Origin of the sequence: Pseudomonas sp. RSB 5.4 (genome assembly GCF_037126175.1) — a bacterium.
Classification (GTDB): domain Bacteria; phylum Pseudomonadota; class Gammaproteobacteria; order Pseudomonadales; family Pseudomonadaceae; genus Aquipseudomonas; species Aquipseudomonas fluorescens_H.
Genome location: NZ_CP146986.1, coordinates 399,494 through 411,685 on the forward strand (window position 1 = coordinate 399,494; position 12,192 = coordinate 411,685).

Here is a 12,192-nt window from a genome sequence, read left to right on the forward strand (position 1 = left end):
CATATTCGCGCAAGCCAATGTGACAGACGGTGTAAAGTTGTCTTTGGTCGTGCTAGTTTAATGTCAATTTTTCGTATACGTGGGCAAAACGCCTGTCAGAACATAGAGTTGGCGCCACGTTTTAAAGCGGTTTGCAAAATGTAAACCCCTTATTTTTCAGCATTTTTTATAGAGGCACGGGATTACATGGAAATCGGTCTGCGCGAGTGGCTGATCGTCATCGGCATCATTGTGATAGCCGGTATTCTTTTCGATGGCTGGCGCCGTATGCGCGGCGGCAAGGGAAAACTGAAATTCCGTCTTGACCGAAGTCTGTCCAACCTGCCGGACGAGGACACCAGCGCTGAGCTGTTGGGCCCGGCCCGCGTGCTGGATACGCATAAAGAACCGCAACTGGACGAACACGATCTGCCGTCGGTGAGCATGCCGGCCCGCGAAGCTCGCGAGCCTCGCGAATCCGGTTCGAAACGTGGCAAGCGCGGCAGCAACGGTCCGGCCCAGGGCGACCTGAACCTCGACCTGGACCTGGACGGCGGCCCGAGCTTCAGCAGCCGTGATGATGACTTCGTCGAAGACATCAAGCCGTCGCCAGCGGTGGTCGACAAGGATCAGCCGCAAGCCGAAGAAGTGCTGGTGATCAGCGTGATCTGCCGCGACGCCGCCGGCTTCAAAGGCCCGGCCCTGCTGCAGAACATTCTCGAAAGCGGTCTGCGTTTTGGCGAGATGGATATTTTCCACCGCCACGAAAGCATGGCCGGCAACGGTGAAGTGCTGTTCTCCATGGCCAATGCGGTCAAGCCGGGCATCTTCGATCTGGACGACATCGACCATTTCAGCACCCCGGCGGTGAGCTTCTTCCTCGGCCTGCCAGGCCCGCGTCATCCGAAGCAGGCTTTCGACGTGATGGTCGCGGCAGCGCGCAAGCTGTCCCAGGAACTGAACGGCGAGCTGAAAGATGACCAGCGCAGCGTACTGACCGCGCAGACCATCGAGCACTACCGTCAGCGCATCGTCGAATTCGAACGCCGCGCCCTGACCCAGAAGCGCTAAGGCCAAGATCAAAAGATCACAGCCTTCGGCAGCTTCTACAGAGGAACGCGATCCCTGTAGGAGCTGTCGAGTGCAACGAGGCTGCGATCTTTGAATGATAAAACTGGAGCAGCCTCGGCTGCTCTTTTGCTTTATGAGAGAACACCCATGACCGCCGCCAAAAACCGCATCCTAGAGCTGCGCGCTGAACTTGATCAGCACAACTACCGTTACCACGTCCTCGACGAGCCGAGCATTCCGGATGCCGAGTACGACCGGTTGTTTCACGAGCTCAAGGCACTGGAAGCGGCCAATCCGGAACTGATCACCAGCGACTCGCCGACCCAGCGCGTCGGCAGTGTGGCACTGACCGCGTTCACCCAGGTGCGTCACGAAGTGCCGATGCTCAGCCTCGGCAACGCCTTCGAAGAAACCGACATGCGCGAGTTCGACCGCCGGGTGACCGAAGGTCTGGATCTGCCGGCCGGTGATCTGTTCGGTGGCGGCGCCGCGGTGGAATACAGTTGCGAGCCGAAACTCGATGGCCTGGCGGTCAGCCTGCTGTATCAGGACGGTGTACTGGTGCGTGGCGCCACCCGGGGCGATGGCACCACCGGTGAAGACATCAGCGTCAACGTGCGCACCGTGCGCAACATCCCGTTGAAGCTGCATGGCGAGGGCTGGCCGGCGACCCTGGAAGTGCGCGGTGAAGTGTTCATGTCCAAGGCCGGTTTCGAGCGCCTCAACGCCTCGCAACTGGAAGTCGGCGGCAAGACCTTCGCCAACCCGCGCAACGCCGCTGCCGGCAGCCTGCGTCAGCTGGATTCGAAGATCACCGCCAACCGCCCGCTGGAGTTCTGTTGCTACGGCATCGGTCAGGTCTCCCACGATATTTCCGACACTCACATCGGCAACCTCAAGCAATTGCAGAAGTGGGGCATGCCGATCAGCCACGAGCTGAAACTGGCCAAAGGCATCGACGAGTGCCTGGATTACTACCGCGACATCGGCGAACGGCGTAACTCGCTGGCCTACGAAATCGACGGTGTGGTGTTCAAGGTCAACAGCATCGCCGATCAGCGTGAGCTGGGCTTCCGTGCCCGCGAACCGCGTTGGGCGATCGCGCACAAATTCCCGGCCATGGAAGAACTCACCGAACTGCTCGACGTGGAATTCCAGGTCGGCCGTACCGGCGCCGTCACGCCGGTGGCACGGCTGAAACCGGTCAAGGTCGCGGGTGTCACCGTGGCCAACGCCACCCTGCACAACATGGACGAAGTGGCGCGCCTGGGCCTGATGATCGGCGACACGGTGATCATCCGCCGCGCCGGTGACGTGATCCCGCAGGTGGTGCAAGTGGTCACCGAACGCCGCCCCGAGAATGCGCGTCCTGTAGCGATTCCGGAGAACTGCCCGGTCTGCGGCTCCCATGTCGAGCGCACGCAACTGGTCAAGCGCAGCAAAGGCAAGGAAACCATCAGCGAAGGTGCGGTGTACCGCTGCGTCGGCCGTCTGGCCTGTGGCGCGCAACTGAAGCAGGCGATCATTCACTTCGTCTCGCGCCGGGCGATGGACATCGAAGGCCTCGGCGACAAGAGCGTCGAGCAACTGGTCGACGAAGGTCTGGTCAGTTCGCCGGCCGATCTGTATGCGTTGAAGTTCGACGACATTGTCGATCTGGAAGGCTTCGCCGAAGTCTCCAGCAACAAGCTGCTGGCAGCCATCGAAGACAGTAAACAACCGGGTCTGGCGCGATTCATTTACGCCCTCGGCATTCCCGATGTCGGCGAGGAGACGGCCAAGGTTCTGGCGCGCTCGCTGGGGTCGCTGGAGCGCGTGCAGCAGGCGTTGCCGCAAGTGTTGACCTACCTGCCGGACATCGGCCTGGAAGTGGCGCACGAGATTCACAGCTTCTTTGAGGATGAGCACAACCAGCAGGTGATCACCGAGTTGTTGGGGCATGGCCTGCAGATTCAGGATCAGGGTGAACTCGGCGCCGAATTTGCCGCCAGCACCACGCTCGGCGGCTTGCTCGACAAACTGCACATCCCTTCGGTTGGGCCGGGCGGTGCGCAGAAACTGGCGGACAAATTCGGTTCGCTGCAAGCGGTGATGGATGCCGACTGGCTGGACATGCGCCAGGCGTTGCCGGAGAAGCAGGCCAATTCTGTTCGCGAGTTTTTTGCTGTGCCTGAGCACCGGCAAATCGCCGAGTCTGCCGAAAAACAGCTGCGTGATTTCGGTATGCACTGGCTGAGCGAGAAGAAAGTCGTCGAAGGCCTGCCACTGTCCGGCGAGACCTGGGTGCTGACTGGCAAGGTCGAGTTGATGAGCCGCGATGTGGCCAAAGAACACCTGGAAAGCCTCGGCGCCAAGGTTGCCGGCTCGGTATCGGCCAAGACCCACTGCGTGGTGGCGGGGCCGGGGGCTGGCTCGAAGCTGACCAAGGCCAATGAGCTGGGCGTGAAGGTGATGGATGAAGAGGCGTTTATCGCGTTCCTCAAAACTCACGGTATTTCTGCCTGATACCTTTTCGGTCGGCAGTTTGTTTTTGTGGCGAGGGAGCTTGCTCCCGCTCGGCGACGAAGTCGTCGCAAAACCACCATCCTCGGTGTTTCAGGATAAATGAGGTCGCGTGGTTTCGGGGCTGCTTCGCAACCCCGGCGGGAGCAAGCTCCCTCGCCACATCGGCAGTGTCACTCAGTAGCTGCGCTGTATTCGGGAACATTGTTGTCTTCAGGATGATCTAGTCTTGGCAAGCCCCAGGGAGAGATCGCCATGTACCGCTTTTTCGAGCAGCTCAGTTCTCGCATCGTCGCGCCGTTCATGGGCGAGTCTTCACGCAACAGCAAAATCTGGCCGTGCCGCTGCGGCCAGTCGCTGTTCTTTCGCAACAGTCAGTGCCTGGCGTGCAGCGCCATGCTGGGCTATCAGCCTGAAGAAAGTCGCCTGACCTCGCTGCAACCGGGGCCGCAGGACGGTCGCTGGACACTCGATGCCGATCCCGGCGCCGGACTGTTCCGCCGCTGCGCCAACCTCGACACGCCCGCCGCGTGCAACTGGCTGCTGCCGGATAACGGCCGCGACAGCCTGTGCATCGCCTGCAGCCTCAATCGCACCATCCCCGATCTCTCGGTGCCGGAAAACCCCGAACGCTGGCGCAAGGTCGAAATCGCCAAGCGCCGACTGGTGGCGCAACTGATCACCCTCGGCCTGCCGGTCATCCCGAAAGCCGTGGACGAAGCGACCGGTCTGGCCTTCGACTTCATCGGCGTCGACCTCGAAGGCAACGCGCCGATGACCGGCCACGCCAACGGCCTGATCACCCTCGACATCAAAGAAGCCGACGACGCTCATCGCGAGCAGGTGCGGGCGGCAATGCACGAACCCTATCGCACGCTGCTTGGGCATTTTCGGCATGAGGTCGGGCATTACTACTGGGACCGCTTGATCGCCAACGGCCCATGGCTCGAGTCGTTCCGCCAGCTGTTCGGCGACGAGCGCGCCAGTTACGCCGAAGCACTAGATCGTCATTATCAGCAAGGTGCCCCGCTGGACTGGCCGCAACACTACGTCAGCGCCTACGCGACCATGCACCCGTGGGAAGACTGGGCGGAAACCTGGGCGCATTACCTGCACATGATGGATGCGGTGGATACCGCGCTGGGTTTCGGCATGAGCGCGCGGGAAATGGACTTCGACTACCAGCCGTTTCCACCGAGCACGCTGTACGACCCGGAGCACCCCGGCGGCGCGGCGTTCCTGTCGTTCGTCAACGCCTGGATCGAACTGGCGGGCATGCTCAACGAGCTGTCACGCAGCATGGGGCAGCCGGATTTCTACCCGTTCGTGCTGCCTGCGGCGGCGATTGCCAAGTTGCACTTCATCCATCTGGTGATCCAGCAGGCGGGCGGCAAGGCGGATGAGGTGTTGCAGGCGCAATAGCAAGTGCTTGAAGCCCTTCATGTTTTTTATCTGAAACCAACGGTTGTAACTTCGCTTCAGATAGGTACAATGGCGCGGCTCGCCGACAGGTGAGTGTCGTTATGGTGACCCCATCGGTCCCCCCGCAACGATTACCCGTGAACCTGGTCAGAGCCGGAAGGCAGCAGCCACAGCGGGAACATTGTGTGCCGGGGTGTGGCTGGTGGGGTTACCACCTTAACGAACAACCAACGCTTCAACAGAACTGCATGGGTTTCGCCCACTGCGGTTTTTTTATGCCTGCGATTCGAGCTGTCACGCCAGCCCCTGTGGGAGCGAGCCTGCTCGCGAAGGCTGCCCCCCGATGCCTGTTCAGCCACCAAGGTTGAACAGTGGCATACTCCACCGTCTTGCTGCGCGCGTCGTTGACAAGTTCGCGCCCTGGCTATGAGGTTGTATGCACCCGGAACATCACGATTTATCCACCGCCGTGTACTTGCCTGTGACGGACGAGACCTGCGCGAGCCTGTTGCAGCCCGAGGGTGCGAAAATCCTCGGCGAGCTGACGGATGCGCAATTGGCCGCCGTGCTGGTGATCCAGAATCTGGCCCAGGCCGCCGAAAAGGATCTCACCGCCTCGGCGGCGGAGAAGGTGCTGGCGCGGCTGATCGCCTGGGCGGTCGATGGCGGGGCAGGGCTGCTGTCCGAGGCGCAGCGGCTGTTCGATCCGCGCCAGTTGTACTTCGGCCTGAACGCCATCAGGGGATTGAACCTGCGTCTGCTGTTGGCCGAAGAGGTGTCGGCGCAGGATTACCTGCTGCCCGATGGCAAGTGGGATGACGAGTTCAAGACGCGCCACCACGCGGTCAACAATCCGTTCAGTCAGCAGATGATCAGCCCGGCGCACCGCGAGCGCTGGCTCAGCGCTGCGCAAGACAAACTGGTCAGAACTTTCCGCGCCAACCTCGATGAAGACCTGCACGTTCAAGGCTACGCCGGGATCGGCAAGAGCCACCTGGTCGGCGCGTTGACCGAGTGCCTGCGCCCAGAGAAAACCCTGCTGCTGGCACGCACCCCGGAAAAACTCGCAACCCTGTGCCAGCGCATGGGCGTAGGCAGTGAGCGCAAGCCCGGCATCACCTTTGAGGCGTTCGCGCGCGGGCTGATTTACGGGCGCAAGCCGCAGCCGGCAGGGGCCGCCGGCCGAGTCGCGAGCAAGCAGAGCCTGGCGCAGGAGCTGAACATCCTCGGCTTTCGCGAGCATGACGCGCAAAGGACCCTCAACGTCTGTCTGGAAACCCTCGAGCGCTATTGCCACTCCCGGGATTACAGCCTGTCGGCGCATCATCTGCCGTATTTCAAACTGTCCTTGTCCGGTCTTGAGTCCAAGGTGCTGCTGGAATATTCGAGCCGCGTCTGGACTTACCTTGAGGCCAACCCGGCGTGGGGCCGGCAGAGCGGCTTCGAAGCGTTGTTGCTGATCAAACGGGCAAGTCTGGCGGGCTGCGTGGTGCCGCCGCGTTATAGCCACGTGCTGATCGACGAGAGCCAGGACATTCCCGCTTCGCTGCTGCAGATTATCGAGCGCGGCCGGCAGGTGCTGATCACGCTGGGCGATGAGTACCAGCATGCCGAGCGCGATCTGGTGAAAAGAAAGCGTGAAGTGCGCCAGAGCGATATCACCTATTCGGTGCGCTCGGGGCGCAACGTCGAACGTCTGGTCAATCCGCTGATTTCCCGGCACTCGGAAAAGAGCAAGGTGCCTTTCGAAGGCGCACGTGAGGCGGACGTCGGCATCGAGTTTTATCCACAGGGCTTCGTCCCGCCGGAAGGTTGTGTGGTGCTGACAGCGTCCCCGTGGGACACCATGAAGTGGGCCATGCAACTGCACGATGCCAATTGCCTGTTCTGCTTCGCCGACATGCAGGCGCAGCGCGACCTCGAGCATTTCATGACCAGCGCCATCGAGTTGTTCAAGGTCGATTACTACAGTTCCACGCACAGCGAGAAGGGCCCGCATCGCTATTTCAGCGACTTGCCGAAGTGGCAACAGGTACGCGATGCCAATCAGTTCGACGAGGCGTTTCTGTGGGTCGAGGCCGAGCTGGAGAAAGGCTTCAAGGTCGCTGACCTGACCCGGCTCAACCGGATGATCGGCGGCCGCGGCAAAAGCTGCTTGCTGATGCAGGCGCAGGAGGCCGGCGGCATGGAGTTCGACCGCGTTCTGCTGACGCCTGAGCTGCTGACCAACGTGCAGTTCAAGGACGCCTACGCGTTCGACCAGCGGATCTGCGCCGTGTACATCGCCATCTCCCGCGCCCGACAGCAGCTTTACCTGCCGTACGATGTGGTCGAGTGGATCGAGTTTCACGACTACCAGAAATTCCGCGAGTCGCACGGTTACTGAATAATTCTCCGTCGGAAATATCCTCCTGTGGGAGCGGGCTTGCTCGCGAAGGCGGTGTGCCAGTTAACGAATCAGGTGACTGACACACCGCCTTCGCGAGCAAGCCCGCTCCCACAATGGGTTATGGGGTGGTTTCCGAGGACCCGGTATACAACCGGATAATGTCATCAATCTCCCCCGACATTTTCATCCGCAACAACGTGCGCAAGATCCGCTGCACCGGCACCTGCGGGTCGTTGCGGACGTAGCAGCCGACCTGCTGCTCCTGCAGCACCGCCACCCCGTGCAGTTGCTGCGCGGGCAGCAGGCGCTGGTTGAACCAATCCAGCGTCCATTGATTGCTCACCGCATAGCGGTAGCGCCCGGCCAGGAGTTTTTCCAGCACTTGTTCCTGATTGCGCGCGTCGTCGCGTTGCAGGCGATCGGCGTCGAACAGCGGTTGCAGGGTCGGGTAGGTGTAGCCGAGCACGGTGCCGATCGATTGGCGTGCAAGGTTCGCCGGATCGACGCGTGGTGGTTGATCCTGGCGGCCGATCAGCAGATCGCGCTGGAACAGCAGCGGAATGCTCCAGATGTAATCGCCGGACTGATTCGGCAGCCACGATTGTGCGGCATAGCAGCGCACATCGACTTCACCGCGCTCCATGGCACTTTGTACTCGGGTGCGCGGCAGGACGTGGAATTCGGCCGGTACGCCGACCTGCGTCGCGAGACTGAGCATGATGTCGTGGAGGATGCCCTGGGTCGGGTGGCCGTGGTCGATCTGCACCATCGGCATCGCCCAGCTGTCGGCCACGACGAAGCGCAGCGGCGGTTCGGACGCGCTCACGCTCAGGCTGATCCCCAATAATGCTCCCAAGGCCCAACGCATAAATGCTCCGATGAGTCCCGATCCCGAGCCGATATTTCCCCGCCAACAGCAGCTTAGCCAGATTAGACGAGCACACCGGATGCAATTTTGCCCTTGCTCCGCTAGCATTAGCCGCTTCAGCTTCCTTCGTTGCGACGGTTTTCGATGAGTTATCAGGTTCTTGCACGTAAATGGCGTCCGCGCTCGTTCCGCGAAATGGTCGGCCAGACCCATGTGCTCAAGGCTCTGATCAATGCCTTGGACAGCCAGCGGCTGCACCACGCGTACTTGTTCACCGGTACCCGCGGGGTCGGTAAGACCACCATTGCGCGGATCATTGCCAAATGCCTGAACTGTGAAACAGGTATCACCTCCAGCCCCTGTGGCGAGTGTTCGGTGTGTCGCGAGATCGATGAAGGGCGTTTCGTCGACCTGATCGAGATCGACGCCGCGAGCCGGACCAAGGTCGAGGACACTCGCGAGCTGCTCGACAACGTGCAGTACGCGCCGAGCCGCGGGCGCTTCAAGGTCTACCTGATCGACGAAGTGCACATGCTTTCCAGCCATTCCTTCAATGCGCTGTTGAAAACCCTCGAAGAGCCACCGCCGTACGTCAAGTTCATCCTGGCGACCACTGATCCGCAGAAACTTCCGGCAACGATTTTGTCGCGCTGCCTGCAGTTCTCCCTGAAGAACATGACGCCTGAGCGCGTGGTCGAGCATTTGACCCACGTCCTCGGCGCCGAAAACGTGCCGTTCGAAGACGACGCGCTGTGGTTGCTGGGCCGCGCTGCCGACGGCTCGATGCGTGACGCCATGAGCCTGACCGACCAGGCCATCGCCTTCGGTGAAGGCAAGGTGCTGGCCGCCGACGTGCGGGCGATGCTCGGCACGCTGGATCACGGCCAGGTCTTCGACGTGCTGCACGCACTGATCGAGGGCGATGCCAAGGCGTTGCTTGAAGCCGTGCGTCACTTGGCTGAGCAGGGGCCGGACTGGAATGGCGTGCTCTCGGAAATTCTCAATGTGCTGCACCGCGTCGCCATCGCCCAGGCATTGCCTGAAGGTGTCGACAACGGCCATGGCGACCGTGACCGCGTGTTGGCGCTGGCGCAGGCGCTACCGGCCGAAGATGTGCAGTTCTATTACCAGATGGGCCTGATCGGTCGCCGCGACTTGCCGCTGGCGCCGGACCCGCGTGGTGGGTTCGAGATGGTCTTGCTGCGGATGCTGGCCTTCCGGCCCGCGGACACGGCGGACGCCCCGAGGCAACCGCTAAAGCCAGTGGGGATCAGCCAGGCCACAGTTGATTCCGCAAACTCAGTGGCTGCCGCGCCTGAACCTGCGCCGGTAGTCGCTGCGGCTGTTGCGCCTGCACCGGTTGCTGCGCCAGTGCCAGCCCCGGCTCCTGAGCCAGCGTCTGTGGTGTCCGCTGCGCCGGTACCTGCGCCAGAACCAGAACCTGAGCCAGTCGTCGCCGAAGCGGTAGTCGACCTGCCGTGGAACGATCCGGTCGAACCCGAGCCACAGCCCGAGCCGGTGCAACAACCAGCCGTCGAACCGGTGCTGGAAACCGCCGCCGAGCAGCCCGAGTTGCCGCCGATGCCGCTGCCGACCCCGGACAGCGTGGTGCCGGATGCACCGGAGTGGGCCGCGGCGCCGATTCCCGAGCCGTCGGTCGCCGACGTCGATGCCGCCACGCCGGGCATGGACCTCGACGACGAGCCACCGCTGGACGAAGACTACATCGAGCCGGACATGGATTCGGCCTACAGCTACCTCGACGACCTGGCCAGTGAACACACCGCCGAGCCGGCCCCGGAACCCGAGCCGGAGCCTGCCGCTGCGCCGGCCACCGGTCTGGCGTTGCAATGGCTTGAGCTGTTCCCGCAACTGCCGATCTCCGGCATGACCGGCAGCATCGCCGCCAACTGCACGCTGATCGCGGTCGATGGCGACCATTGGCTGATGCACCTGGACCCGGCGCACAGCGCGCTGTTCAACGCCACGCAACAGCGGCGCCTGAACGATGCATTGAACCAGTTCCACGGTCGCACGTTGACCCTGACCATCGAGCTGATCAAGCCCGAGCAGGAAACCCCGGCGCAGGCCGCGTCCCGTCGCCGGGCCAACCGTCAGCGCGAGGCGGAGGAATCGATCCACGGTGATCCGTTCATCCAGCAGATGGTCCAGCAGTTCGGTGCGGTCGTGCGACACGATACTATTGAACCTGTCGATGCCTTGGTCGCCCAAGGTTAATAACTGAGGGCGTTCGGCGTTAAGCGCCGGGCGCTGTTTTGATCCAAGTACTTTTGAGGTGATTCCCATGATGAAAGGTGGCATGGCCGGCCTGATGAAGCAGGCACAGCAGATGCAGGAAAAAATGGCCAAGATGCAGGAAGAACTGGCCAACGCCGAAGTCACCGGCAAGGCCGGTGGCGATATGGTCACCGTGGTGATGACCGGTCGTCACGACGTGAAAAGCGTCAGCATCGACCCAAGCCTGGTTGAAGGTCTGAGCGAAGACGACAAAGAGATGCTGGAAGCCGTGGTCGCTGCCGCCGTCAACGACGCCGTGCGCAAGATCGAAGCCAACAGCCAGGAAAAAATGGGCAGCATGACCGCCGGCATGAACCTGCCAGCGGGTATGAAACTGCCATTCTGATTCGCCTTTGCGGGTTGGATGAGCTACACAAAATGCCAGGCATTGCGCCTGGCATTTTTGTTTCTGCCTGATCGTCATGTGTTGGCGGGGCTGACGCCTTCGCGAGCAAGCCCGCTCCCACATGTTGAAATGCATTCCCCTGTGGGAGCGGGCTTGCTCGCGAAGGCGTCGACTCGGACCAACTGAAGAAACATCGAACCCACCGCCGCCGCCAAAGGTCTGCTCCCTATACCCCCGAATTCCCCCTTCACAGGAGACGCTGACATGTCCGACCCTCTGACCCTCAATCAACGCTTCGTCCTCGCCTCGCGCCCGGTTGGCGCGCCGACTCCGGAAGACTTCCGTCTGGAGCGCGAAGCGTTGCCGGACCTCGAAGACGGGCAGGTGCTGCTCAAGACCCTGTACCTGTCGCTGGACCCGTACATGCGCGGACGCATGAGCGACGCGCCGTCCTACGCCGCGCCGGTACAAATCGGCGAAGTGATGACCGGTGGCGCTGTCAGCCGTGTCGAGGATTCGCGTCATCCAAAATTCCACCCGGGCGATCTGGTGGTCGGCCTGACCGGCTGGCAGAGCCACAGCATCAGTGACGGGCGCAACATCATGCCGATCCCGTCCGGCCTGCCGAGCCCGTCGATGGCCCTCGGTGTGCTGGGCATGCCGGGGATGACCGCGTACATGGGGCTGATCGACATCGGTCAGCCGAAAGAAGGTGAAACCTTGGTGGTGGCTGCCGCGTCCGGTGCCGTCGGCTCGGTGGTCGGTCAGGTCGCGAAGATCAAGGGCCTGCGCGCGGTCGGCGTGGCCGGTGGCGCCGACAAATGCAAATACGTGGTCGAGGAGTTGGGTTTTGATGCCTGCATCGATCACAAGGCGCCGGACTTTGCCGAACAACTGGCCAAGGCTTGCCCGAAAGGCATCGACATCTATTACGAGAACGTCGGCGGGCATGTGTTCGATGCCGTGGTGCCGCTGCTCAACCCCAAGGCGCGGATCCCGCTGTGCGGGCTGATCGCCGGTTACAACGCTTCCGAAGCGCCGAAAGGCCCGGATCGTCTGCCGATGCTGCAGCGCACGCTGCTGACCAAGCGGGTGCGGATTCAGGGCTTCATCGTCTTTGATGACTACGGCGATCGTCAGCCGGAATTCATCAGCCACATGGTGCCGTGGGTGCGCGACGGCAAGGTCAAATTCCGCGAAGACGTGGTCGAGGGCCTGGAGCAGGCGCCCGAGGCGTTTATGGGTCTGCTGGAAGGGCGCAACTTCGGCAAACTGGTGGTGAAGGTTGCCCAGGACTGAGCATTTGACGCTGGCCGG

8 protein-coding genes and 1 other RNA gene are annotated in these 12,192 nt (G+C 61.9%); 8 read left to right on the forward strand and 1 reads right to left on the reverse strand.

The features are described from left to right. Positions 1 to 186 precede the first annotated feature (186 nt). The 5 genes from zipA to V9L13_RS01825 all read left to right on the forward strand — a co-directional run bounded on the left by zipA (position 187) and on the right by V9L13_RS01825 (position 7,360). Positions 187 to 1,050, forward strand: coding sequence for a cell division protein ZipA (gene zipA / locus V9L13_RS01805; protein ID WP_103484605.1), 864 nt, complete (start codon positions 187 to 189; stop codon positions 1,048 to 1,050). A 147-nt stretch (positions 1,051 to 1,197) separates the two neighbouring features. Continuing rightward, positions 1,198 to 3,555, forward strand: coding sequence for an NAD-dependent DNA ligase LigA (gene ligA / locus V9L13_RS01810; RefSeq protein WP_338801281.1), 2,358 nt, complete (start codon positions 1,198 to 1,200; stop codon positions 3,553 to 3,555). Between the two features lie 252 nt (positions 3,556 to 3,807). Continuing rightward, entirely contained in the window at positions 3,808 to 4,974 is a 1,167-nt protein-coding gene (locus V9L13_RS01815; protein ID WP_338801282.1) for a putative zinc-binding metallopeptidase, read from the forward strand. 111 nt (positions 4,975 to 5,085) lie between these two features. Beyond that, positions 5,086 to 5,182: signal recognition particle sRNA small type (ffs, locus tag V9L13_RS01820), an RNA gene on the forward strand. Positions 5,183 to 5,410: 228 nt separating this feature from the next. Then, positions 5,411 to 7,360, forward strand: a complete 1,950-nt coding sequence (locus V9L13_RS01825) for a hypothetical protein (RefSeq protein WP_338801283.1) — start codon at positions 5,411 to 5,413, stop codon at positions 7,358 to 7,360. A gap of 121 nt (positions 7,361 to 7,481) precedes the next feature. On the opposite strand, the gene V9L13_RS01830 is transcribed toward V9L13_RS01825, so the two are convergent. Then, positions 7,482 to 8,231 (reverse strand): transporter substrate-binding domain-containing protein, encoded by a 750-nt coding sequence (locus tag V9L13_RS01830; protein WP_338801284.1) that lies wholly within the window; start codon positions 8,229 to 8,231, stop codon positions 7,482 to 7,484. Positions 8,232 to 8,375: 144 nt separating this feature from the next. Here V9L13_RS01830 and dnaX point away from each other — a divergent pair, with 144 nt between their 5' ends. From dnaX to V9L13_RS01845, 3 genes are all read left to right on the forward strand, one after another. Beyond that, complete coding sequence (dnaX, locus tag V9L13_RS01835) at positions 8,376 to 10,469, forward strand: DNA polymerase III subunit gamma/tau (RefSeq protein ID WP_338801285.1); 2,094 nt, start codon at positions 8,376 to 8,378, stop codon at positions 10,467 to 10,469. Between the two features lie 67 nt (positions 10,470 to 10,536). Then, complete coding sequence (locus tag V9L13_RS01840) at positions 10,537 to 10,875, forward strand: YbaB/EbfC family nucleoid-associated protein (RefSeq protein WP_003223337.1); 339 nt, start codon at positions 10,537 to 10,539, stop codon at positions 10,873 to 10,875. 264 nt (positions 10,876 to 11,139) lie between these two features. Next, a complete protein-coding gene (locus V9L13_RS01845) occupies positions 11,140 to 12,174 on the forward strand; it encodes an NADP-dependent oxidoreductase (protein ID WP_338801286.1) in 1,035 nt (344 codons plus the stop codon). Positions 12,175 to 12,192 lie beyond the last annotated feature (18 nt).

What these genes read in the sequence shown, in the direction of transcription:
- V9L13_RS01830 (WP_338801284.1), bottom strand. Translation starts at nt 8,231, where the DNA reads ATGCGTTGGGCCTTGGGAGCATTATTGGGGATCAGCCTGAGCGTGAGC.
- V9L13_RS01815 (WP_338801282.1), top strand. Translation starts at nt 3,808, where the DNA reads ATGTACCGCTTTTTCGAGCAGCTCAGTTCTCGCATCGTCGCGCCGTTC.
- V9L13_RS01825 (WP_338801283.1), top strand. Translation starts at nt 5,411, where the DNA reads ATGCACCCGGAACATCACGATTTATCCACCGCCGTGTACTTGCCTGTG.
- V9L13_RS01840 (WP_003223337.1), top strand. Translation starts at nt 10,537, where the DNA reads ATGATGAAAGGTGGCATGGCCGGCCTGATGAAGCAGGCACAGCAGATG.
- ligA (WP_338801281.1), top strand. Translation starts at nt 1,198, where the DNA reads ATGACCGCCGCCAAAAACCGCATCCTAGAGCTGCGCGCTGAACTTGAT.
- zipA (WP_103484605.1), top strand. Translation starts at nt 187, where the DNA reads ATGGAAATCGGTCTGCGCGAGTGGCTGATCGTCATCGGCATCATTGTG.
- dnaX (WP_338801285.1), top strand. Translation starts at nt 8,376, where the DNA reads ATGAGTTATCAGGTTCTTGCACGTAAATGGCGTCCGCGCTCGTTCCGC.
- V9L13_RS01845 (WP_338801286.1), top strand. Translation starts at nt 11,140, where the DNA reads ATGTCCGACCCTCTGACCCTCAATCAACGCTTCGTCCTCGCCTCGCGC.